This window comes from Maridesulfovibrio sp. (assembly GCF_963666665.1).
GTDB lineage: Bacteria > Desulfobacterota > Desulfovibrionia > Desulfovibrionales > Desulfovibrionaceae > Maridesulfovibrio.
Genome location: NZ_OY762999.1, coordinates 376,257 through 401,043, shown reverse-complemented (window position 1 = coordinate 401,043; position 24,787 = coordinate 376,257). Strand labels below are relative to the sequence as shown.

The window sequence follows — 24,787 nt, the reverse complement described above, 5'->3', positions numbered from 1 at the left end:
AAACATCGATCGGCACAAAGTCAAACGTTTGTTTAAAAATTTCGTTTAAAACTTTTGTATATAAATTTAACTCTTAATTACTAGCTCTTAAGCAAAGTTAAGAGACAAACCTTCCCAAGAATCAAATAATAATTTAGAAATCTTTTAATTAAAGACCTATCCGCCCACCAGAAGGAACTCAGCATGAGAGCATTACTAATCATAGATATGCAGAAAGCATTATTTGCCGCAGGGAACCGCTACGACGCGACAAGAGTAATCAGCAGGATCAATTCACTTACAACGAAAGCACGGGACAAAAAGTTTCCGGTAATTTTTGTCCGGCACAATAACGAAGAAGACGGCCTGCAACTAGATTCTGACGGCTGGCAGGTTCTGGACGAACTGGATTTCCGTGCAACTGACACAACTGTGGAAAAGACCAACTGTGACTCTTTCTGCAATACAAATCTTGAGCAAGTGCTGACTCAACTTAATGTGAATGAACTGATCATCACCGGATGCTGCACAGATTTCTGCATAGACACCACTGTCCGGCAGGCCGCAAGCATGGGCTACAAAGTGCAGGTTGCATCAGATGCACACACCACAGCGAACAAGCCCTATCTTAATGCCGAAACAATCATCAAACACCACAATTTTGTCTGGTCGGAAATGTACGCGCCACAGTTGATAGGGGTTGAACTAACGAAAACAATTCTTAACGAGCTGTAAAACAAAAAAGTCCCGCCGAAACAAGTTCAGCGGGACTTAATATTTATTAAAATAAATCAAGTTAGCTTAATCGTGTAGCCTCCAGAACATGCTCGATAGTCTTGAGCTTGTTCAGGGAACGGTGCAGGTGGCCGAGGTCGGTGACTTCCACGGTAAATTCAAGCACGGAACTGCCGTCCAGATCGGACTTGAATTCACCGGAATCAATATTGACGTCCATCTCGGTAAGCACGGTACATATTTTCGCCAGCATGCCCTTGTGGTTGCGGCAGCGAATACGAATCTGAGCCGGATGCTGTGACTCTTCCTGTCCTCCGGACCATGAAACGCTGAGCAGACGTTCCTCTTCAAGGCTCTTGATATTGGGGCAAGTTGCGGAATGGATAACCACCCCTCGTCCACGGCTGATGTAACCGATGATCGGCTCACCGGGGAGCGGTGTGCAGCAGCCGGCAAAGCGGATAAGAACGTTGTCCACACCTTCGATATCAATGGAATTGGCTGCACTTTTCGCCTTATCCTCTTCAGTTCCATGATGCGGATGTTCCTGTTTGGGTACTGCTGTCTCAACACCCTCAATTTCATTCATGACAGCATGCAGGCGGCCTAAGACCTTACGCGGAGTAATCCGTGAGTAGCCGATATTTGAAAGCAGATCATCTACATGCCCGAAATTAAATTCATCGGCCAGCATGACGAAATAACCGTCTTTCATGGCCTTGGCCACATTGATATTCATGCGGCGACCTTCTTTCTCAAGCAACTCCTTGGCAAGCATGATGGAGCTGGTCCGCTCCTCGGTGCGGATATAATGCTTGATGCGTGTCCGAGCCTTGGCAGTCTTTACAAACTTAAGCCAGTCGCGGCTGGGCTTGCGCTTCTTATCGGTGAAAACCTCAATGGTGTCCCCGTTCTTGAGCACGGAGTTAAGCGGAACCATACGCCCGTTAACTTTTGCCCCAGTACAGTGGTTACCTACCTCGGTATGAATTGAGTAGGCAAAGTCAACCGGGGTAGCACCATCAGGAAGCTCCTTGATATCACCTGAAGGAGTAAAAACATAGACCTCATCGTTAAAAAGATCGAAACGCAATGAAGCCATAAATTCGCGTGGATCTTCAAGTTCCCGCTGCCAATCCATAATCTGCCTGAGCCATGAAAAACGCTCGGCATCACGGTTCTGCTTGGAATCACTCCTGCCGGACTCTTTATATTGCCAGTGAGCGGCAACACCGTATTCCGCCACCTGCTGCATCTCTTCAGTTCTGATCTGAATCTCAATGCGTTCACCTTCCGGACCGATAACCGTGGTGTGCAATGACTGATACATGTTGGCTTTAGGAATGGAAATGTAATCCTTAAACTTGCCGGAAATAGGTTTCCACATGGAGTGGACCAGACCCAGCACGGAGTAGCAGTCCTTAACGGATTCAACAATTACCCGGAAAGCAATAATGTCGTACACCTGATCAAGGCTCAGGTTCTGACGCTGCATCTTTTTATGAATGCTGTAGATATGCTTGGTTCGACCGTAAATGGTCCCCTTGATCTCGTTGTTATCAAGAATTCCATTCAGCAACCCGATTACGTTATCCACATACTCTTTACCGATGGTATGCTGACGTTCCAATCCGTCGGTAATATCCTGATAAACGTCGGGCTTGAGATAATATAGACAGAGATCTTCAAGATCACGCTTAACCATGTACAGCCCGAGCCTGTTGGCAAGAGGAGAATAAATATCCATGGTTTCCTGCGCGATGAGCAACTGCTTGTAACTCTTCTGAAAATCGAGAGTGCGCATATTGTGCAGGCGGTCGGCCAGCTTAACCATGAGCACGCGGATATCTTCAGCCATGGCCAGAATCATCTTACGGATGTTCTCTGCCTTGGCGATAGCCTTGGACTCGAAATCCATCATGCTGATCTTGGTCACACCGTCTACGATATCAGCGACTTCTTCACCGAAGAGATCCGCAATCTCATCAATAGTGGTGTCAGTATCTTCCACAGTATCGTGCAGCAAGCCGGCAGCCACGGTAGGTTCATCAAGACGCATGTCAGCCAGAAGCTTGGCAACGTGCAACGGATGGGCAAGGTACGGCTCACCGGAAAGACGCACCTGCCCTTCATGGGCACGTGCAGAAAATACGTAAGCCCTCTGGATCAGGTCCAGATCAGGGTCATCAATATAAGAACTGACTATGTCAGTGATTTCGTTAATGCGTATCATAATTACTGCTGTAAACTCGGTTTCTTCTGTAATGGTGCGGGAATCCACCACTCGTTGGCATTATAATCCAGCCCTGCGGGTTCCACTTTCAACCCCTTGATTCTGCTGCTAAGGATAGGCAGAGCCATGGGAACATAAAGGAAGCAGTACGGCTGCTCTTCATGCATGATTTCCTGAATGCGGTCATAAATGACCTTACGCTCGGACTGATCCAGAGTGGTTCGTCCTTTTTCGAGCAGCTCATCAAGCTCACTGTTCTTATATTTGATGAAATTCAGCCCGCCGGCAACGGCTTTGGATGAATGCCAGACAGTATAACTATCAGGGTCCTGTAGTATATTCCAACTGAGTATTGTTGCATCAAAGCGGCCTTTCATAATAAATTCTTTTAGAAAAGCCGCCCATTCTACAGTTCTGATTTTAACTTCGATTCCGATCCCCTTCAAACGATTCTGAATAATTGTTGCGGCCTTAATACGCAAGGAATTTCCCTGATTGGTAATAATTGTAAATGAAAACGGTCTGCCGTCTCTATCAATTATTCCGTCTCCATCACTGTCAATCCAGCCGGCTTCCTTGAGTAAGGCTTTTGCTTTTTCCGGTTTGTATCCATAAGGCTTCAACTTATCATTATAGACCCATGTTCCGGGTTTGTAAGGCCCCATGGCCGGATAGCCCAGTCCAAGCAGAACTCCCTTAACAATCTCCTCCTTGTCTATCGCATAGTTTATAGCTTTGCGAACCCGTACATCTTTAAAGAAAGGACTTTCCATATTAAAGCCAAGGTAAGTATAAGAAAAGGAAAGATACTTAAATTTCTGAAAATCACGTTCCCAATTACCACCAGAGGTCTGAAAGGAATATTGTTGCGGAGTCAGCCCCATTTCATCAAGGCTGCCACTTTTAAGTTCAAGAAACTGGGTGGAAAGATCGGGAATGACACGGTAAACCTTCTCATCTATATAAGGCCGTCCTTCAAAATAATCATCATTGGCTTCGAGGACAACCCTGCGGCCGGGAATCCACTCTTTTAACTTATAAGGTCCGGACCCAATAGGATTGCGCCTGTACTTTGTGGTATTCAGATCCTCATTCTCCAATACGTGCTTGGGCAGAATGGAAAGAGCCCATGTTATTAAAGAACGGGCGAAAACCTTATCGTAGCGGACCTCGAAAGTATATTTGTCAATCAGCTTGAATTCTTTAACATTCAAAAAATCCCCAGCATAAGCTGTCGGAGTCTTGGGATCAATCATCGTCTTGTAAGTAAACTCTACATCCTCAGCTGTGAGCGGAACTCCGTCAGTCCAACGAATGTCTTTCCGAAGCTTAAAACGCAGCAGTTTGCCGCCATCAAGAACCTCATATGACTCTGCCGCCTCCGGCACCAATTCAATATTTTTATCATACTTCAAAGAAGATACGTAAAGCTTTGCCTCAACGGCTGAACTTGCCGAATCAGACGAAAGCAGAGGGATAAGGCACATTGGTTCGGCCAAAGTCGGCTCTCTATACCTGCCTCCATAAACCGGCTTTGAAATATCAACATTTTCAGTAGCAGTATTAGAAACGCCCTGCTTCGGCGCATCATTATTTCCATCCTGACCACAGGCAGGAACGAGAACCAGACAAACCATGATAAGCATGGTGGGAATCAATCTGTTCATGTTAACCTTGTTTTTTAGAATAAAAATCTTCCATTAACCCAACTACATTGATAATATATTCAGTATGGACTATTGTGGAATAAAAGCCAAGTAACCGGGCGATACAGATTGACCTGAACCGCTTTTTACTTTACGGATTCAGCGAAAGCGAACTTAATGCAATTATTTTGTATAACATTACTTTTATTTCATATAAGATATAATTAACTAAGGAAAGTTACAGTTCTGGGGAAAACGTAATCATGTCTCAAAATGAAGAAGCTGTAGTAAAATCAATTCTCAAATCATTCGTCTCCGACACTGTTCCGGAATACATTCTGGACGGAGCGCGCACTATCGTGAATTCTGATGGGGTCCAGAAACTCGACCTGAAAAAGCGCGAAAGATACTGGGATATTGATGCAACAATCCAAGGTGACGATTTTCAGAATTACTCTTCTGAATTAGGTCTTAACCTTGCAGAGGAAAGCATCAACCATTATTGCAACTGCCCGGAGTCATTTTCCGGTGTATGTAAACATGTAGCTGCTGCTGCACTTAAACTGCTCCTTTCTCTCGATTCAGAAGAAGAGGAAGCCGAAAGCAAAAAACAAACTGACTGGCGCCAGAACTTCCGTTCTTTCTTTGCAACAGAACTGGAACCTGAAGCGGGCAAACATTACATCATTTACCGTATGTACCCTGAACCGGAACGGTTGCAGGTGGCCTTTTTTCGTGCCCGCCAGAACAAGTCCGGACTTTCACAGGTTCAGAACGAAATTGAACTGCAAGATGTAATCGAAAAAACTGAGTGGAGCGAAACCTCCCCCAGTCTTCCGCATGTTGCTGAACAGATAGGCCACTACCTTGATTACCGCGGACACCGGGTTGAAATCCCGGCCGGCCTGCACGCCTGGTTTTTCACCGCCATCAAGGACGAATATTACATGTTCCTGCGCGATACGGATATTCCAATCCGCATTGAAAGCAGAACCATGCAGCTCAAGCTTTCCCCGGAACTTTCCGAGGAAGGCCTCTCCTTCGACATCCTTCTTTCGGATGAAGGCAAGCCGCCTTTCTCCATCATGGATGACGATGAAGTATTTTTCTACGGAAGATTGCCTCTGTGGGTTTATTGGAAACAGGGTTTCTACCCGGTTCAGACCACTCTTGCACCCAAACTGGTGCAGGAAATGCGCATCCAGAATCCGGTTATTCCTCCCGGAGATATCCCGGAATTCCTTGATCGCGTATGGACACAGATTCCGGTTTCCGACCTGCATGACCACGAAGAGTTCCTTGAGAAAATGCAGCCGTTCTTTGTTCCGGCTACATTCAACCCCAAGCTCTACCTCAATGAGGAAGGCTCGTTGCTGACCATCAGGGTCGACAACACCTACGATACCGAGCACGGGGAAATCTCCATGGGCGAACCCAACCCGGATCTGCAGACCGGAAGCTACAAGGACGGAGACAAATCCTACCTTGTTCGCCGTGCGCAGGACGAAGAAGCACAGCTTTTTGCCGAGCTTCGCGATATGGGTTTCCAGCCGCGGAACAACTCTACATGGTTCATGGAACAGGAAGCGGCCATCACCTTCCTGCTGGACCACTACCCGCAGTTGGTTGAGGCATACAGAATTTACGGTGAAAAGAACCTGACCCGCTACAAGGTAAGGCTCACCACACCGCAGATTGTTGCCGAAGTTGAAACCGATGAAGACAACAAGTGGTTCAACCTCGACATCAATGTCGAATACGATGACCAGCGCGTTCCCATTGATAAAATCTGGGAAGCGTGGAGTCAGGGCAAACGTTACGTTCAGCTCAAGGACGGCTCTTACACCAGCCTTCCCGAATCATGGCTCAAGAAACTCAGCCATAAGCTCAAAGCTCTTGGTTATGATCCGGAACAGCCTCCGCGTCAGCAGTTTGAGCAGTACGAAACCCCTGTGCTGGATAAAATCATTGAGGACCTTCCCGACGCCAAGACTGACGAACATTTCGTGAAGCTGCGTGAGAAGATCCACAACTTTGATGAAATCAAAATGATTGATCAGCCCAAGGCTCTGAACGCGACCTTGCGCCCCTATCAGGTACAGGGCCTCAGCTATCTGAACTTCCTGCGCGACTACAAGTTCGGCGGTATCCTTGCGGATGAAATGGGTCTCGGTAAAACCATCCAGACCCTGTCATTCATCCTTTCCCTGCACGAGCGGGGAATCACAGGCCCGAACCTGATCATCGTGCCGACCTCGGTCATGCCCAACTGGGAACGTGAAGCGCAGAAATTCTGCCCGCACCTTCCCTTACTGACCATCTACGGATCAAGACGTGAGGACCTGTTTAAGCAAATCCCCGAATCCACAATCGTAATCACCACTTACGCATTGCTGCGCAGGGACCTTGAAGAGCTGCTCAAGCACGAATATACTTCTGTAATTCTTGATGAAGCCCAGAACATCAAGAACCCGAACACCATCACCGCCAAGTCGGTACGCAAGCTCAAGAGTGACATGCGCCTCTGCCTCTCCGGTACGCCCATTGAAAACAACCTCTTTGAGCTCTGGTCCCTGTTCGAGTTCCTCATGCCCGGCTTCCTCAGCTCACAGCATTCTTTCCAGAGAGGCATCGTCAAACCCATCAAAGATGGTGACGAAGACACCCTCAATTACCTGCGCACAAGGGTGAAACCATTCATCCTGCGCCGTACCAAATCCGAAGTGGCCAAAGACCTGCCGCCCAAGATCGAGACTGTACATTACTGCGATCTCATCGAGGAACAGCGCGAACTTTACAACGCCCTTGCCAAGCGCCTCAAGGATCAGGTGCTCAGGGATGTGGACGAGAAAGGCATGGCCAAAAGCCAGATGTCCATCCTCGACGCACTGCTCAAACTGCGCCAGATCTGCTGTCACCCGCGTTTGCTCAAACTGGATATGCCCGGCCTGTCCACCAACCTGCCTTCCGGCAAATTCGACGCCTTCAAAGACCTCATCTTTGATATTGTCGAAGGAGGACACAAAGTTCTGGTCTTCTCCCAGTTCGTACAGATGCTGCATGTAATCCGTTCATGGCTGACTATTAAGGGTATCCCCTTCGCCTACCTTGATGGCTCCAGTAAAGACCGTTTTGAACAGGTTGACCGCTTTAACGACAGCCCGGATATCCCCATCTTCCTCATCTCGCTGAAAGCGGGTGGTACCGGACTTAACCTGACCTCTGCCGACTATGTTATCCATTACGATCCGTGGTGGAACCCGGCAGTGGAAAATCAGGCAACTGACCGTACCCACCGTATCGGTCAGAAACGTCAGGTATTCGCGTACAAAATGATCTGCCAGAACACCGTCGAAGAAAAGATTCTCGGCCTGCAGGAAATGAAGAAAAGCGTTGCGGACGCCATTATTCCGGGCCAGTCCGCACTCAAGTCGCTCACCCGTGACGACCTTGAAATGTTGTTCGAAATTTAATGCAGCTGTAACAGTCAAATAAATTCTCATGATTAAATAGGCCCGGAATCAGTCATTGGTTCCGGGCTTTCATATTCAGGAGTAAAATCAATGGACAACGCTGAAAAACTGAATCTTATTGCATTCACGGACACTCCGCTCGCCTATCGCAATTTCCAATTGCATTCTAAGGTTGAAATTAAATTCTGCGCCGATTTGGATGGCTTTTTCCAAGAGGCGCTGAGCAATGACTTTTCCGGGATGATTTTTGAGATGAAAAAAGTTATGAATACTCCGACACGTGAACGCGATAATATTTTCACGATTGCAGCCAATCAACCACTCATGCGCACCCGAATTCATAAGAATATCGCAATTTTTGTGGATGACCCGGATCGCTTTCTTACAGATTGCGTTCAGAAGAAGAAGGCTCTGGTCCGCCAACATGAAAGGGTAAAAGTCAACCTGCAGGCAATGGTCAGCCATGAAGACGATCATGTCATGGTGAATCAGTCCACCGCAAAAATTACAAACCTATCCGAATCAGGATGCTTCCTGACAACAACCGCCGATCTTTCGGATAATCATTTTATCAATATTAAAATTACAGCGTTATCAAACAGACTACCCATCTGCGGTGGCATCAGCTGGAAAACAGATTGTAACGCCAAACTCCAAGGGTATGGCATCCAATTCATACAAATCCACCAAGATCAGACACAGCAACTGTACGATGAATTCATCAAACCCGGGCTGCGCAAGGACACAACTCCAGAAAACTAATCCAGTACAGCCGATCAAGCTCACTCTTCTCAGAAAGTTTTAATTTTTGATGTTGACAAACTTCAACCTCCGTTTTAGTTGAAAATGAATATCAACTTCATAGATAAAATTTAGCGGAGGATAAAATGTTCATTCCCGATTCAATGTGCGGTTGCGCAGCCGAAATCAAACTAAATAACCGTGACGCGATCAGGGTTTCCCTGTTCGACGTGCAGTTTGCCCCGAAAGCGATGGTCCTGATCGGTATGGGAATTAAAAAAATCGCAGCTAAGCATGGCCTTCCGGAGGGGATCATTAAGAAACATATGAAAGGCAACCTGTTTATAGCACCGCCGTCAAAGAATCTATACTTCCTGTTCCATGTACCGGAAATTGATGCAGACATGCATATTACAATTCCCCCCTGCCACTTTGATTTTTTAGGCTAAGACCGGACAACACAATTTTCACGGGAGTTAATCTGGCCAGACTTTCCACTAATTCAAGTTAGGAAAGTCCGTCTCCGGCACCTGCTTCGGCCTGCAGGTGAACAGATTACTCCCGTGATTTTTAACATTCTAACAAGCTAATGGGACAACAGATAAAACAATGAATCAATCAAATAATCAGGTCATAATCTACACAGACAACCCAGAACCATATACAAATTCCAACCTGTCTAAATACATTAATATGGAGTTCTGCTCCTGCCCGAATCAATTCTGCCATGCCCTGCTGGGAAAAAAATATTCCGGGCTGGTACTTGATGTCCGCAAAGTGATGCAAACTCCCTGCTGCGATAGAAACCGGATACTAAGCGTTTCGTCCGGAATCCCGACAATACGCACTCTTGAAAAATACAAACGCCCGGTATTTCTGGACGATCATGAAAACTTCATCTGCGACTGCCTGACCCGCAAAACATCTACTTCAGGCCCAGCATGCCCGATCAATGTTTACCTTGCAGCAGAAATAAGCATGGAAGATGATCCGGCCATGGCCCAGAGGATCCATGGAACAATCCACCATCTTTCCGAGGAAGGATGTTCATTCCACACTAATGACGATCTTAAAAGCAACGACTTTCTATATTTGAAAATACCATCGCTAAATAACAGACTGCCCATATTTTGCGGTCTTTACGTTGAAAATTGTGCTCACCGTTGTTCCTGCGGTTTCAGAGTGAAATTTATAGATATAAAAGAGGATCAGAAGAAAGAAATAAGTGCCATCATTACAGATATCGGAGTACTTCCTAATACGTAGACACCCAGTGTCAGGGTATGCAATACTGTTGCATCATGATCAAACATTATGTGCCGATATCTCGCATCCTGACGACTATACTATCTTGTATACTCTTGTTGCTCTCAACAGGCTGCTCTTTTTTTTACAAACCCATAGAGCAGGCACAGTACTATGCCCTGAATCAACAATATGATGCCGCAGTTGATGAACTGAGCTACCTTATTGATTCCGACGCCCCGGAAGAGGAAAAAGCACAGGCCTTCATGCTTCGCGGCAAGGCTTATACATCACTTAAAGAATACCGCTATGCTTACCGCGACCTGCAGGTGGCATGGAAGCTATCCTGCCACATATACCAAATTTCTCCTGAACCGCAGCAGGCGGCAAAAACAGAGCAACACCAAGAATCGGTAAATGCCACCCAAGAACCTGCCCCTGTGCCATTCAGCCCCGCTCTGGCATGCCTTGAACAACTCCCTCAGCTCATAGACAATCTCAAACCATTTACCAGTGAATTCGGAGCAATTATGGCCACGCAGGAAGCATCAGCCATTATAAAAAAGATGTATCCTGAAATGCCCAGATAGGATTATTCATGCTTATAAAAAATGAGCGGACCGGGTTATCCCGATCCGCTCATTTTGCATTATATAGTCAGCTTTACTTTCTACTTTAATTTCTTGCCGTCATGCCAGGCGCGCCCGACACACTCGCCGACATTCCAGTAGCGGTTGTCAGGCATGGTCAGGGTAAACGGATTTACCTTCTTGATATCCGGTGCGTCATCGGTAAGGACTTCCTCATCGCACCATGTGGCGACAACTTCACCGACAAAAAGCGTATCATTGGGCAATTCCATAGAATCAAAAACCTTGCACTCAATGGCTACCGGGCATTTGCTGATCACAGGAGCATTTTCCAGCACACCGGTTTCAACTTCAAACAGGCCGGACTTATCAAGTTTTGAACCGGAAACCAGCCCAACAAAGTCAGTAACTTCAACCATATCCACAGAAGGGATATTCACGCTGAATTCACCGCTGGCCTTGATCGCAGCATTTGAAAAATGCCGTTTACCCACAGATATCATCATCAGGGACGGATTATAATTAACGCGCGACACCCATGCCAGAGCCATGAAATTGTTACGCCCCTCATACCTTGAACCCAGAATTGTCTGTGGCATTGGCAGGGTGAACCCCTGAACGCCTATATTTTTCTTAGCCATTTAAACTCCTATGTAAAAAATCAGCAGAGCTAACAATTCCATAAATATTCATTGAATGCCACTGGAAATTACAAGAACAGCAGCAACGATACAGCCATCACCGCCATACCGCTGACCAGCCCGTAAATTGAGAGATGGTGCTCACCGTATTCCTCGGCAGCAGGCAATAATTCATCAAGGGAAATAAACACCATAATCCCGGCAACTCCGGCAAAGATTATCCCGAATACGGTCTCGGACATAAACGGCATAAGTAACATATAGCCGACCAAAGCACCGATAGGCTCGGCCAGACCGGACAGGAATGAATAAATAAAAGCCTTCTTCTTATCCCCGGTGGCGTAATAGATTGGAACTGAAACCGCGATACCTTCCGGAATGTTATGGATAGCAATAGCTACAGCAATAGCAATACCCAGACTGGGATCACTGAGCGCTGCAGTAAATGTAGCAAGTCCTTCGGGGAAGTTATGGATGCCGATTGCAAGAGCAGCCATAGTACCCATACGAAACAGCTTCCGCTTACCATGTTCGCTCTCCAATCCCCCGCTCTTTTCGAGACCATTCGGGGTCATATCCTCAATGCGATGCATCTCGTGCGGGTTCTCGTAGGACGGCACGAGTTTATCGATCAGGGCAATTAGAGCGATACCGCCGAAGAAAGCGATAACTGCGGCCCATGTTCCCGCGACCATACCCATATCGGCCTGCAAGGCTACTTTGGCTTTAACCATGATTTCCATAAAGGAAACGTAAATCATCACCCCGGCGGAGAAACCTAGCGACAGGGAAAGAAAGCGCGGATTGGTACGCTTGGCGAAAAAGGCCAATGCAGAACCGATACCTGTGGAAAGTCCGGCAAATGCAGTCAGCCCAAAAGCAAATAACACACTTTCTGTAAACATACCCTGTCTCTACTTTTTCATATTAAAACTACAGACTAACGGGGCCTCAATTATCAAAATCTTACGCGGTCCCAGTTGGGAATCCGGGTTAGCCTTGATAATCGGGACAAGGTTATCCTGATTGGAAATATCCACCTTGTTCACCCCGCTGTTCCTTGTTGCGTGGCAAAGCCAAATGTGCCCTTCGTCGTCAGGCACAATAAGTCCGACATGATAATGCAGGATCTTATAATTCTTGAATTTTATAGCCTTGCTCATAGAGAAAAGATAAACATGCCCGGGTGTCATCTGCTTTATGACATCAGCCCATGCCGCACGGTCGCTAAGTTCAAAACCGCGCAGACTCATGCCGTTGTTCTCTTCAATTACAGCAGTCTGGCCGAAAGGAAGTACGGCTCTACGATTCATCCCCTCAGTCAAGTTAAGGACAAGGTCGTAACCAAAGTCCCAATCCTCACCAAAAGGAGAATCCGGGCCGCTGTCCGCAAGACGGTCAATGGTGGTATCAGCAAGGCTGAAATTACGCGCAAAATAGTAGCGTGAAGCCGCAACGGTAAATCCGCTGCAATTAAGCCCCGGTTCCTTGAGGTAAACTCCCGGCTCTGCGAAAAAAGTAAAGTCGCCGAAACGGTTTATGGCGGCATCTCCACGGTAGGGAATACCCTCAAAATACCCAAGGATACCCACCGGACTTGAACATTTAACAGGAGCAGATCCCAATCCACGCGGATCGGGAATACTTGTTTTGACACACCCCGCCATGAGCGAAACAGTCAAAACAAGCAACGATATACAAACTTTCCTACAGAGCATTTAAACCTCTTTCTCTAAATCACCCGGTTCGGAAGCAAGACTCCTGAACCGCTCGATATTCTTACGTCCCCCAAGCACGCCGACAATATCCCCCTGCTCAAACTGAAATGATCCGTCCGGGTTCTGGATAAAATGATCGTCCCGCAGCACCCCGGCCACGGAAACCCCGGTTACAGTACGGATTTTACTGCCGGCAAGGGATCTTCCCATTATTTCGGCATGTTCACTCACTTCAACCCAGCTCAAATTGAGAGATTCAGCAGCCTTGCTCAAACGGAAAAGCTGGGCGGACTTGGGATAATTCCGTTCTACATCAGTGGTATACCTCTCCCGGCGCATGGAATCCATCACATTTTGAATTTCAACTGCAGGAAGACAAAAATTAAACAGGGTCTGGCGGACCATCTCCAATCCGGTCTCAAATTCAGGCATAATGATATGATGTGCGCCAAGTTCATTGAGAACTTCAAGATGTTCCGGGTTGCGGGACAGAGCCACAATCGGGCATTGGGGGGCCAGATGATGCACCTTCTGCAGCACGGAAGAAGACCCACGCACCGAAGGAATTGTCAAAAGCACCATCCGTGCGTGAGAAACCCGGGCCGCCTCAAGCACTATCTCCTGTCCGGCGTCACCATAAATAACCGCCCTTCCGTCTTCAGCTGCCAGTTCAACCTTATTGGCGTTAAGTTCCACCACCACGTGCGGAATATCAATCTCCCGCAGCGAATCCGCAACATATGATCCGAAACGACCATATCCGAGAATAACAACATGCCCGTCCAGTTCACTTTCCGGAAGGTTGATGGTCTGCAAAGGATCGCTTTTGCGACGGCTCTGGAGCATTGAATAAAGCGGCCCGGTGCAAGAGGCCATAATCGGAGTCAGCAACATGGTTACGATCCCCACACCCATGAAGAGCGGAAAATACTCCTTGGGGAAAGATCCGGACTCAGCTCCCTGCTGCAAAAGCAGAAAAGAAAGCTCACCAACTTGAAACATGCCTAAGCCCAAGGCCAATGGAATAACGTTTCGATAGTTGAAAAGACGAGCCACGGATCCGAAGATCAAGCCTTTACCCGCAAGTATGGCGACGGCCAGAATCAGGATGGTTCCGATATTTTCCCACACATAAAATGGATCAATTAACATACCCACTGAAGCGAAAAAGATAAGACTGAAAATATCACGCAGAGGCAATATGTCGCTTAAAGCCTGATAGGCATAGCGCGATTCACTAAGTACCATCCCGGCCACAAATGCCCCGAAGGCAAACGACAGACCAAGCATATGGGTGGCATAGCCAATTCCAAGGCCGATAGCACTACAGGAAAGCATGAACATTTCCCGTGAATTCCAACTGGCCACGATGCGCATAAATCCCGGAATAACCCGCGAACCGAGCATGAACATGGACACAAGGAATAGCACGGTCTTGATTCCGGCCAGCCCCAAAGCCTGCAACCCGAATGAGTCTGAGCCAAGCTGGGGCATGATAATCAGCATGGGAACAATGGCTATATCCTGCACCACCAGCATGCCGAGCATTACCCTGCTGGAGAGAGTGCCTACCAGTCCTTTGCTTTCAAGGGTTTTGAGCACAACCATAGTACTGGAAAGGGCAATAAATGCCCCGAACCACATTGATAAATGCGAGTCCCAGCCCATAAGTTGCCCGGTTCCCCATCCGAAAGCCATAGTCAGAATTATCTGCAGGGGAGTCCCGATTAATGCCACATGACGTACCGGTTTGAGTTCCTTGATGGAAAATTCGATACCCAAAGTGAACAAAAGCAGGGCAACCCCGATTTCAGCCAACAATTCAATTTCATGCACGCCGGAAACAGTAATCCCCCCAGTATGAGGACCAACCAGAACCCCGGCAACAATATAGCCCAGCAAAAGGGGCTGACGCAGCATGCGGGCAACAAATCCGCCCAGCATACCCGCAACAATAAGAATAACCAGATCAGAAGCGATTCCCACAGCTACTCCTCAAGATGTTCTGCGCAGTATACGCAATACCTGCTTTCCGGAAGAGTCAGTAACCGGGCAAGGGGAATATCCTCGCCGCACTCTTCACACTCACCAAAGAATGAATCTTTTTCCAAACGATTCAGCGCATCCTCAAGATTTAAAATGCGCTGCCGGGACTGGGCAATCGACGACTTGTTGATACCTTGATTGAGCATGGTATCAAGGCGGGAAAGCCTGCCTATAGCCGCGTCTGGTTTGACCGGTTCCACTGTTTCTTCCAACTCTTTTACCTGTTTGATCAGGCTCTTAATTTCAGTTTTAATTTTATTTCTAAGTTCTTCTTTTTGTTTATCATTCATACGAATCTCCATTAAGAGTCCAATCCTACCCTCGCCAAGTTCTGCTTGCAAGATGAATCGGTCAAAAATCAAAAAGCCCCCTCTGCAGCTGCAGAGGGGGCTTTTTGATTTTATTGCTACTTGTTTATTTGTCAGGCTGGATGTCCTCGATAACTCTATTCAGCTCTGAAGCCATTCCGGCAACATCCTGAACAGCTTTGGCTGATTCACTCATTACCTGTGAAGTTTCAAGGGAGATCCTGCTGATATCCTCAGTGGCCCGGTTGATTTCTTCACTGGTTGCAGACTGTTCTTCAGCAGCTGTGGCGATGGCCCGAACCTGATCAGAAGCATTTACAACCAGTTTAACGATTTCAGCCAAGGTTTGACCAGATTCATTGGCCAGTTCGCTGCTGCGCTGCGCAGAATCAGCGGCATCCTCAGTCGCAGAGATATTCTGCCTGGTCATGTTCTGGATCTTGGATATGGCATTACCGACTTCTCCGGTGGCAGACATGGTATTTTCTGCCAACTTGCGTACTTCATCGGCTACGACAGCAAATCCGCGACCTGCCTCCCCTGCACGGGCAGCCTCAATAGCAGCATTCAGAGCCAAGAGGTTGGTCTGGTCCGCGATATCATTGATAACACTCAGCACGTTACCAATTTCCTTAGCTTCAACACCAAGCTGCTCCATGGAATCTTTCAATTCATCAGCCTGTTTGCGCACGCCGTCAGCAGACTCAATCATCTGCTGCACCAACTTCGAACCATTCTGAGCCTTGTCACGGGCAGCATCTGCATCTTCCGCTGCAAGACCTGCATTCTGAGCAACCTCAAGCACGGTGGCATTCATTTCTTCCATGGCGGTTGAAGTCTCAGCCACACGGTCTCGCTGCTCCTGAGCGCCACGGTTGGACTGCTCAATCTGGGCGGAAAGCTCTTCTGCTGCACTGGAAAGGGATTGCGAAATCTGCTCCGCATCAGCGGCAGCAATGGTTATGCGCTCGTTCTGTTTCTCGATTGCAAGGGCCTGCTGCCTGATTTCAGTCATATCGATCCACATGGTTACAGAACCAAGCATCCGGCCATCCATATCATGAAAAGGAGTGGTCGAAATAAGAACATATTTCAGATCACCCTTATGGGTGGTATACTCTATTTCCTTTTCAATCATGGTTCCAGTTTTCATGGCATCTTGAGCCATTGTTTTTCTGGAAGGATCCCCATAAAAGAAATCCCCGGCGGGAATCCCTTTCACCTGGTCCGGTTGCTTGCCAATTGCAATAAAATCACAAATAAGCTTGTTGGCCCAAAGGATATCACCATTAGGATCCACAATAGCACACGGAGCGGTCAAACCGTTAAGCACACCATCTGAAAAACCGAGTTTATTTTTAAGCTCTTCAACCATGGTACTAATCTTGCCTGCAAGAATTTCAAATTCATACCGATAGGTTCCCTTCAACTCAGCTCTAAGGTTGCCTTCTGCAATTTCAGTTGAAAACTCAAGAATATTGTCAACAGGCCTGAGCACCAACTTTTTAAGAATAAAGACCATTATTCCGCTAAGCAGTATAATTACAACAAAACCGCCTTCAAGCAGGACATTGCGCTGATGAGTTGCTGCAGCTGTCAGGTCGTCCTCATAGGCACTGACCACAATGGCCCACCCTGTGACGGGCATAGTTTTGAAAACCATAAATTTTTGACGGCCTTCCCATTCATAGGCAATGCCTCCTTCCTTCTTGGAAAGAACAGTCTGGGTAAAATCGTATTTAGAAATGTCCTCAAGATACAACTTTTTATTTATCGCATGAGCAATAACGCGGCCTGTACTATCCAGCATAAAACTATAGCCGTCTTTGCCCACTCTGAACGGATCGATAAAACTTTTGGTATACCGTTCCCACTTGGGGAAAACGCCTATTCCGCCGACAACTTTACCAGATGAATCACGTACAGCATGAGCGATAGCAAAAATTAATATTCCGCCACCACTTTTAGAGATGAGAATTTCATTCTGAATATAAAACTCTGTACCGGAAAGAACCTTCTTAACATATCCGCGAGAGGAACGGTCTGCCCCGGCCATACTACTGCCTTTTGCATTATATCCAGCGACAACTTTACCGTTTTTATCAAATAAGAAGGCTGCCCAATAATCACTGGAAGAATCAATCAACGATTTCAGGAGTCCGTCGATGGGACCGGTATTGCCCGACTCGAGCGCTTCTTTTGCTGGTTCACCTTTAGCCATGATCCTGACAACATCAGAAGTCTGTCCCATATAAAGTTCTAGGGCTTTTGCAGATTGGTCAACCATGCTTTGCATGGCATTTTTCTGTTCTTTAAAAACAGCTTGATAAGTACTGTCCGCAACCCACCAGACCCCGATGGAAATAGTTAAGGCTATAAGGACAAATACAATGACAGCGACAACTGAATTAATACTCTTAACCTTCATACGCAGTCTTCCCATTTTAATCGTTAGTAAACCCACCACCTATTCCAACAAATTTATAAAAAAATATAACACAAGTGCAACAAATTAAACAATCATGAATCGATTAGAAAATTGATGCATCCAATGTATCGGACGCTTTTGCTGAAAAGTTAACAGACCCACTCCACCATTGCCTGATAACGTTTTTTCTGCCACAAGGGGAAAACACAAAAGCAAATAGCAACCAAAGAGGTAATAAAAATGAGCAACGAACCTGATAAGATCATATATTCAATGGTCCGGGTAAGTAAATTTTACGAAAAGAAACCCATCCTGAAAGATATCTCCCTTTCATACTTTTACGGAGCAAAAATCGGTGTACTGGGCCTGAACGGTTCCGGTAAAAGTTCGCTCCTGAAAATTCTGGCCGGGGTCGATGACAGCTTTGAAGGAGAAACACATATTTCTCCCGGCTTCACCATCGGTTACCTCGAACAGGAACCGCTGGTAGATGAAACTCGTACTGTTCGTGAAGTAGTTGAAGAAGGCGCTGCAGAAGTAGTGGCGCTCGTTAATGAATTCAATGAAATTAACGCACAGTTTGCTGAGCCCATGGAACCGGAAGAAATGGACGCCCTGCTTGATCGTCAGGCCAAGGTTCAGGAACAGATGGACAATTGCGGGGCATGGGACCTCGACTCCCGGCTTGAGATGGCCATGGATGCCCTGCGCTGCCCTCCCGGAGACACTCCGGTTTCCGTAATCTCCGGTGGAGAAAAACGCCGCGTGGCCCTTTGCCGCCTGCTGCTTCAGGAGCCGGACATCCTGCTTCTTGACGAACCCACCAACCACCTTGATGCTGAATCTGTTGCATGGCTGGAAAGACACCTCCAGAACTACGCTGGAACCATTATCGCCGTAACCCATGACCGTTACTTCCTCGACAATGTCGCCGGATGGATTCTGGAACTGGACCGCGGCCGTGGTATTCCTTGGAAAGGCAACTATTCCTCTTGGCTTGAACAGAAAGAAAAACGTCTGTCCAACGAAGCCAAATCCGATGAAAAACGCCGCAAGACACTTGCACGCGAACTGGAATGGATTCGCATGTCTCCCAAAGGCAGACGATCCAAGAGCAAGGCCCGTATCAGCGCATACGAATCCCTTGCCAACCAGCAGAGCGATGAATATTCACGTGACCTGGAACTCTACATCCCGCCGGGACCGCGCCTCGGTAAACAGGTTATCGAGCTTAAAGGTGTACACAAGCAGGCTGGAGACAAGCTGCTTCTTGAAAACACCAGCTTCATGATCCCCGCAGGTGCAATTGTCGGTATCATCGGACCCAACGGTGCCGGTAAAACCACCATGTTCAAAATGATCAGCGGACAGGAGCAGCCGGATCAGGGTGAAATAATCATAGGGGAAACCGTACAGGTTACCCACGTTGACCAGCACCGCGATGCCCTTGATCCTGAAAAATCAGTCTACGAAGTAATTTCCGGCGGCAACGAATTCGTTAAGCTGGGTGACAGGGAAATCAACGCCCGTGCCTATGTCGGCAAGTTCAACCTTACCGGGTCAGAACAGCAGAAAAAATGCAAAGTCCTTTCAGGTGGGGAACGTAACCGCGTCCACCTCGCGCTCATGCTTCAGGAAGGCGGAAACGTACTCCTGCTTGACGAACCGACCAACGACCTTGACGTAAACACCATGCGCGCACTCGAAGAAGGCTTGAACAACTTCGGCGGATGCGTACTGGTTATTTCTCACGACCGCTGGTTCCTTGACCGTATAGCGACCCACATTCTCGCCTTTGAAGGCGACTCTTCTGTATACTATTACGAAGGTTCCTACTCTGAGTATGAGGAAGACCGCAAAAAAAGACTGGGCAAAGATGCAGACCAGCCTCACCGCATTAAATACAGAAAACTTACCAGATAAAATAAAACTGGGAAGAAAGTTAAACTTTCTTCCCAGTTTTTTATTTTACTGAAACTTCATTGAGATGAACCTGCCGAACAATCTTTAGACCTGCCGGGCAGACAAGATCGCGACCGCATTTCTTGGCTCGGTACAGCTGTTCATCTGCCTCTTGAATCAAACTCTTGAAATCATCATGCCCACGCAGCTCAGCCACTCCGAGACTGACAGAAACAGGTAAATAGGACTCTCCCACCTTGAACATACGTTCACGGATACAGGAGCGCAGTCTTTCGGCCACCTTTATCCCGTCATGCACCCCGGAATGGGGAAGAATTATCAAAAACTCTTCTCCTCCTAAACGACCGAAATGATCCACTTCCCGTAGAACGTCGCTGCAACGAGAAGCTGTTTCCTTTAAAACTTCATCTCCCACACAATGCCCGTAATCATCATTGACCTTCTTAAAATGGTCAATATCCATCATCAGCACTGACAGCTTGCTGTTGAAGCGGAGTGCGGACTTGAAAAGACAGTCACCGGCTTCAAGAACCCTGCGGCGACTGCATACTCCGGTAAGCTCATCAACAGCCACCAGCTTTTTCAAATCTTCCATTGCTGCATACTCCCGGCGCAAAGACCTGCCGAAAGTATAAAGAAAAAAAGCACCGAAAGCATTAGCCAGCAAAAGATAAACTGCAGAGTTTACGAAAGAACTTGAGTGGACAGGCAGGACTGATGCCAACGCAGCCAGATACAGAACAGATCCGCTAACAGCAGCTACAAAGGGCTGTATGATACGGGGCGGCAGAAGAATATAATAAGCCAAGACAATAAAAACAGTCACCGGCACACTAAGTGAGCCGATATCAATAAATTTAACTGCCAGCTCCAATGACTCTGCTGCCAGAACCGAGAACATACACAAGGACATGCATAGGTATTGTACCTTTAATCTGACATTGTCTGCCAAAAGCAGGATAAACGCAAAAACGGCCAGCAGGCATGCGCTCAAGTTTCCTAGCAAAATAGTATGAAATTCAGTCCCGGAACCAAGAACGGTATAATTCCTGTACCCGTCTGCAATATATGTAACTATCGTGACGAAATATAAAAAAAGAAGTCTAAACCTGACAGAAGGCCATTTATCTCTTTGAAATGACTTTTCAAGAGCAGAATCTTTAAACTCGCCCATAAAATTTAATTTATCCACAGCTCCCCCTCGAGCAAAAACGAGGGCAAGATTTAACTTTAGGAACGAGTTAAGTCAAGTTTGGTTACATTTCCTTATGCAGCAAAAGATTGAGCGCGAACTAGAATAATACAAATAATACTTTTCACATCGCAGATTAATACATCAATACAACACCTTAATCTCTCAATACAGAGATTAAACCATTTTTTATAACAAAAACAACCCTCGCACCATGAACTACCGCATCAGTTACACAGGCAGTCCATTCTTCAACTATCTCATCCCCTTTGAGTTCATAGCTGATATTCTCCCACTGGTAGCGGGAAACGGTCTTCATTTTATTAAAATATTTTCCAAGAGATGGTTCACATCCGTTCGGCAACCCACAGCAGGCCCGCCACAACGAAAGACTTCCGGCAACAATATTCCAATTCAAACCGGCAGGAATCCCGGCAATCTCCGTGGCTGCCTGCATTGGAATCATGACTTTCCCTGCATCTGAAAACACATGGTTTATTTCTGCTCTCCCTTCCTGAATCAGCTGGACATTTCCCAACTTAAACGGAGATACGTGTCCGAAATAAACAGTCCTTAAACTTCCGCCTTCAAGTTCAAAATCCAATACCAGCTTAGGGATTTGACCCCGCTCCTGCAAAAGATCCATACCTTTAAACCTGAGCAGGCCAAAATCAGAAGGAACCGTCAGCTCCGAAATATCATTCGGTTTTCCAAGCAATAAAGATAGAAGGTAAAGCGCAGGTTTCTCAAAACTATAAGAATAAATTTCATTTACCAACATCAGAAACCCTTTCTTCATGCTGCTCACATGCTCCAGTAATACCGATCTTGCTCAAGCCTTCATTCAAAATGCGTGAATAAAAAAGCCCTTGTTCATCCTTTCGAAATGCAACAAACAACTCATTAACACCAAAAGCCCTTGGATCGATCTGGACAGTTTCGCTACGCTTTCCAACGTCCTGATCAGTAACTGCCAGATAACTGAAGACCAAAGGATCAACCACTGCGCAATTGATCCTGCCTTTGATGACTTTCATGATATTACTTTTGTCGGAAGGGGCAAAATCAGCATCAATGGTGCCGTTAGCCACAGCCATATCCAGCTCGGGAGTATTCACATATCCGGCTACAAAGCCCACCCGCAGTCCGGCCAGATCATCAACATTTTTCCAGCTGACCGGATTCTTTTTACGTTCCAGCAGACTAACGGGACTACAACCATAACTTTTTGAAAAAATGTACTTTTCAGCTCTTTCTTTGGAATAGTATTCAGGGAAGTAACCTGCGACCATAAAATCCGTTTCCACCATACGCATTGTTCTTTTCCAAGGCATAAACAAAATCTTCAATTCATAGCCCATGGCCGCGAAAGCTTGACGTACAATTCTGGCACTGGTCCCGCCTTCAGGGAGCCGTTCTCCTACATACGGCGGCCATTCAAGGGAGCTGAGATAGATCACATTCTCGGCACTTGCGTTTGCAACACTGATCCCCAGCAAAAGCAGTATCATCGCAAAAAAAATTTTGAAGCGCCCGACAGACATAAATCAACTCCATCTATATTTTGATAAATATGTACCTTATCAGTTAGTTGAGCAAGAACAAAACAAAAAAAGAAATGCGCCATTAAATGCCGCATTTCAATCTAACCACAACCGGATATTTATGTAAACAGGAGGAGATTTCAAGCCGCTTTCCACTTCACGAAAGAACTACTGCTACAATTCATTGTTTACACCGGATATCTTCCGGTCAACGACCAGCAGAATCTGTGCTCCAACGTACTCCAAAACGAGTGGACAACCTGACTTTAGCAGCTGACGTCATCAGTCCCCATACAGCTGCTTTCCAGACAAATCGGAAAACAGGGTTGCGACTAATCAGACTCCTTAAAAGGAGCCTCGACACCTCCTCCCGGTTAACTCATCAAAAAAACAACGTCTTTATTATAAAATAAGTCCTTTTTTCTTTTTGTCAGCCTCACATACGCTTAAAACCGTCACCGGGTTCCAATGCATGAACGTGAGCTTCTTCTCTCCGGATAACCGGTGAATATTGATGCATATCATCAGGAACAGTAAAAAATTGCATTGTATCCTGAAGCTTAACTGCCTGCGCAGACAACTCTTCAGAAGTAGACGAAAGCTCTTCTGCAAAAGCTGCGTTGCGTTGAATTACCTCATCGAGTTGAGTGATAGCCTTTGAAATCTGCTGCCCTCCCTCATATTGTTCACGACTGGCGGCAGCAACTTCCCCAACAAGCTCTTCATTGCGGTTGATGTCTTTAATCATGGTATCCAGAACTTGCTTAGCCCTCTCGGCAACCTGCAGACTTGATCCGGTCAGTTCCCTGATCTCCCCGGCTGCCACACCGCTCCTTTCTGCCAGCTTCCGCACCTCTGAGGCTACCACGGCAAACCCTTTACCATGCTCCCCGGCCCTTGCTGCCTCGATAGCAGCATTCAAGGCCAGAAGATTAGTCTGACGTGCAATATCTTCAATTATGGAGGTCTTCTCTGCAATATCCTTCATTGCACCAACGGTTTGAGAAACAGCCTCGCCTCCATTCACAGCTTCCCGGGCAGTTTTCACTGCAATTTCACGGGTCTCCTCTGCAAGCTCTGTGTTTTTGGAAATATTGCTGGTCATCTGGGAAATGGAGGCAGAAACTTCCTCCACGGAAGCAGCCTGCTCTGTGGCTCCGGCTGAAAGGTGCTGGGCAGATGCGGAAACTTCCTCACTTCCTGCAGCAACCTGCTCGGCAGCAGATTTCACTCCCACAACAACCTCACGCAAAGATGAAATCATACTTCCCAGTGAACGCATCAACTTACCGATTTCATTTGGAGAGTCACTTGTGACCGAATCAGAAAGATCCCCGGCAGCCATTTTCCCGGCCACATGCATTCCACCACTGACAGGAACAATTACCAGCCGGCGGACCGAGAAATAAACAATACCGCAAACGACCAGAATGATGATTGCCCCGACAGCGGTCAGAACATTACGTTGCATAACAGCGGCAGAAGCCATGTCACTCTCATAAGCTGTCAACATGACCAGCCATCCCGTTTTGGGATCGGTCTTAAAGATCATGGCCTTGCTGCGTCCCTGCCAGTCATAAAATTCCTTCCCAGCACCGGCAGCAAGTGCCCTTTTCATAAATCCATATTTACTTAAATCCTGCAGAATCAATTTCTCAGCAGGATGATAAAGCACCAGTCCTGTGGCGTCTGTAACGACCCCGTATCCTTCAGTACCGACAACCACAGGCTTCACAAAACGATCCGCAAATTTCGCCCAGTCGCCGAAAACGGCAATCCCCCCCAGCAGACGACCTTTTGCATCCCTGACGGCTGCACTGGCCCCGAAAAGCAGGCTTTTATCAGTTTTGGACCTGAATACAGACTTGGTTATGTAGCTGTCTTCACCTTTTAAGACCGCTTTAACGTAATCCCGGGAACTAATATCGATTCCATCAAGTGCGCCACCCTTGCTGTCCATTCCAGAAACAACTTTGCCATTGCGATCGAATGCGAGAACGGCCCAGATAACGCCATTATTCAGCATGGTTTCTTTAAACAACTTTCCGGCAGTAGAAGCTTTACCTTCAAGTAAGTCCTTCACCGCATCCTGTCCGGAAAGACTCTTAACCACTGCCACTGTATCAGTAACAAATAAGTCCAGCGAAGAAGCAATAATGGCAGCCTGACTGGTGGCTGCCTCCATAGAATTATCAAGAACCATTTTATAGGAAGAATTCTGAACATAGAAAACAAGGCCGCCAATTCCAGCCAGAATGGGTATGATAATTGGCAGCAGTATCACCCTCAACAAACTTCTTGATACCCAGCTCATGCTAATGCTCTCCAGTTAAAATCCTAAAAAC

19 protein-coding genes are annotated in these 24,787 nt (G+C 46.9%); 7 read left to right on the top strand and 12 right to left on the bottom strand.

The window, feature by feature from the left end; genetic code table 11:
* Positions 1 to 183 precede the first annotated feature (183 nt).
* Entirely contained in the window at positions 184 to 714 is a 531-nt protein-coding gene (locus tag ACKU40_RS01685; protein ID WP_320174812.1) for an isochorismatase family protein, read from the top strand.
* A gap of 61 nt (positions 715 to 775) precedes the next feature.
* Here the strand turns inward: ACKU40_RS01685 and ACKU40_RS01680 are convergent, their stop codons facing one another.
* Positions 776 to 2,947 (bottom strand): bifunctional (p)ppGpp synthetase/guanosine-3',5'-bis(diphosphate) 3'-pyrophosphohydrolase, encoded by a 2,172-nt coding sequence (locus ACKU40_RS01680; RefSeq protein ID WP_320174811.1) that lies wholly within the window; start codon positions 2,945 to 2,947, stop codon positions 776 to 778.
* A 2-nt stretch (positions 2,948 to 2,949) separates the two neighbouring features.
* Complete coding sequence (locus ACKU40_RS01675) at positions 2,950 to 4,614, bottom strand: peptide-binding protein (RefSeq protein WP_320174810.1); 1,665 nt, start codon at positions 4,612 to 4,614, stop codon at positions 2,950 to 2,952.
* A gap of 242 nt (positions 4,615 to 4,856) precedes the next feature.
* Here ACKU40_RS01675 and ACKU40_RS01670 point away from each other — a divergent pair, with 242 nt between their 5' ends.
* The 5 genes from ACKU40_RS01670 (at position 4,857) to ACKU40_RS01650 (ending at position 10,642) form a co-directional block, all read left to right on the top strand.
* On the top strand, positions 4,857 to 8,066 hold the full coding sequence (locus tag ACKU40_RS01670) for an SNF2-related protein (protein WP_320174809.1): 3,210 nt from the start codon (positions 4,857 to 4,859) through the stop codon (positions 8,064 to 8,066).
* Between the two features lie 90 nt (positions 8,067 to 8,156).
* The gene (locus tag ACKU40_RS01665; protein ID WP_320174808.1) at positions 8,157 to 8,828 is read left to right on the top strand and encodes a PilZ domain-containing protein; all 672 of its coding nucleotides are present in this window, start codon (positions 8,157 to 8,159) and stop codon (positions 8,826 to 8,828) included.
* 125 nt (positions 8,829 to 8,953) lie between these two features.
* Positions 8,954 to 9,256: a hypothetical protein gene (locus ACKU40_RS01660; RefSeq protein ID WP_320174807.1), complete on the top strand. Its 303-nt coding sequence runs from the start codon at positions 8,954 to 8,956 to the stop codon at positions 9,254 to 9,256.
* Positions 9,257 to 9,416: 160 nt separating this feature from the next.
* A complete protein-coding gene (locus tag ACKU40_RS01655) occupies positions 9,417 to 10,073 on the top strand; it encodes a PilZ domain-containing protein (RefSeq protein WP_320174806.1) in 657 nt (218 codons plus the stop codon).
* 98 nt (positions 10,074 to 10,171) lie between these two features.
* The gene (locus ACKU40_RS01650; RefSeq protein WP_320174805.1) at positions 10,172 to 10,642 is read left to right on the top strand and encodes a hypothetical protein; all 471 of its coding nucleotides are present in this window, start codon (positions 10,172 to 10,174) and stop codon (positions 10,640 to 10,642) included.
* A gap of 80 nt (positions 10,643 to 10,722) precedes the next feature.
* On the opposite strand, the gene ACKU40_RS01645 is transcribed toward ACKU40_RS01650, so the two are convergent.
* The 6 genes from ACKU40_RS01645 to ACKU40_RS01620 all read right to left on the bottom strand — a co-directional run bounded on the left by ACKU40_RS01645 (position 10,723) and on the right by ACKU40_RS01620 (position 17,783).
* The gene (locus tag ACKU40_RS01645) at positions 10,723 to 11,283 is read right to left on the bottom strand and encodes a flavin reductase family protein (protein ID WP_320174804.1); all 561 of its coding nucleotides are present in this window, start codon (positions 11,281 to 11,283) and stop codon (positions 10,723 to 10,725) included.
* Positions 11,284 to 11,351: 68 nt separating this feature from the next.
* Positions 11,352 to 12,188 (bottom strand): zinc transporter ZupT, encoded by an 837-nt coding sequence (gene zupT, locus ACKU40_RS01640; RefSeq protein ID WP_320174803.1) that lies wholly within the window; start codon positions 12,186 to 12,188, stop codon positions 11,352 to 11,354.
* 9 nt (positions 12,189 to 12,197) lie between these two features.
* On the bottom strand, positions 12,198 to 13,001 hold the full coding sequence (locus tag ACKU40_RS01635) for a hypothetical protein (protein WP_320174802.1): 804 nt from the start codon (positions 12,999 to 13,001) through the stop codon (positions 12,198 to 12,200).
* The gene (locus ACKU40_RS01630) at positions 13,002 to 14,987 is read right to left on the bottom strand and encodes a cation:proton antiporter (RefSeq protein WP_320174801.1); all 1,986 of its coding nucleotides are present in this window, start codon (positions 14,985 to 14,987) and stop codon (positions 13,002 to 13,004) included. It lies immediately after the preceding gene.
* Positions 14,988 to 14,989: 2 nt separating this feature from the next.
* Entirely contained in the window at positions 14,990 to 15,337 is a 348-nt protein-coding gene (locus ACKU40_RS01625; protein WP_320174800.1) for a TraR/DksA C4-type zinc finger protein, read from the bottom strand.
* Positions 15,338 to 15,461: 124 nt separating this feature from the next.
* Entirely contained in the window at positions 15,462 to 17,783 is a 2,322-nt protein-coding gene (locus tag ACKU40_RS01620; protein ID WP_320174799.1) for a methyl-accepting chemotaxis protein, read from the bottom strand.
* A 240-nt stretch (positions 17,784 to 18,023) separates the two neighbouring features.
* On the opposite strand from ACKU40_RS01620, the gene ettA reads away from it, so the two are divergent.
* Positions 18,024 to 19,706, top strand: coding sequence for an energy-dependent translational throttle protein EttA (gene ettA / locus ACKU40_RS01615; protein WP_320174798.1), 1,683 nt, complete (start codon positions 18,024 to 18,026; stop codon positions 19,704 to 19,706).
* A 40-nt stretch (positions 19,707 to 19,746) separates the two neighbouring features.
* On the opposite strand, the gene ACKU40_RS01610 is transcribed toward ettA, so the two are convergent.
* From ACKU40_RS01610 to ACKU40_RS01595, 4 genes are all read right to left on the bottom strand, one after another.
* Positions 19,747 to 20,607 carry a GGDEF domain-containing protein gene (locus tag ACKU40_RS01610; RefSeq protein WP_320174797.1) on the bottom strand — a complete coding sequence of 287 codons (861 nt, stop codon included), beginning with the start codon at positions 20,605 to 20,607 and terminating at the stop codon, positions 19,747 to 19,749.
* 448 nt (positions 20,608 to 21,055) lie between these two features.
* On the bottom strand, positions 21,056 to 21,679 hold the full coding sequence (locus ACKU40_RS01605) for a hypothetical protein (protein ID WP_320174796.1): 624 nt from the start codon (positions 21,677 to 21,679) through the stop codon (positions 21,056 to 21,058).
* The gene (locus ACKU40_RS01600; RefSeq protein ID WP_320174795.1) at positions 21,666 to 22,442 is read right to left on the bottom strand and encodes a transporter substrate-binding domain-containing protein; all 777 of its coding nucleotides are present in this window, start codon (positions 22,440 to 22,442) and stop codon (positions 21,666 to 21,668) included. The genes ACKU40_RS01605 and ACKU40_RS01600 overlap by 14 nt, the downstream gene beginning before the upstream one ends.
* 436 nt (positions 22,443 to 22,878) lie before the next feature.
* Complete coding sequence (locus tag ACKU40_RS01595) at positions 22,879 to 24,756, bottom strand: methyl-accepting chemotaxis protein (RefSeq protein ID WP_320174794.1); 1,878 nt, start codon at positions 24,754 to 24,756, stop codon at positions 22,879 to 22,881.
* Positions 24,757 to 24,787 lie beyond the last annotated feature (31 nt).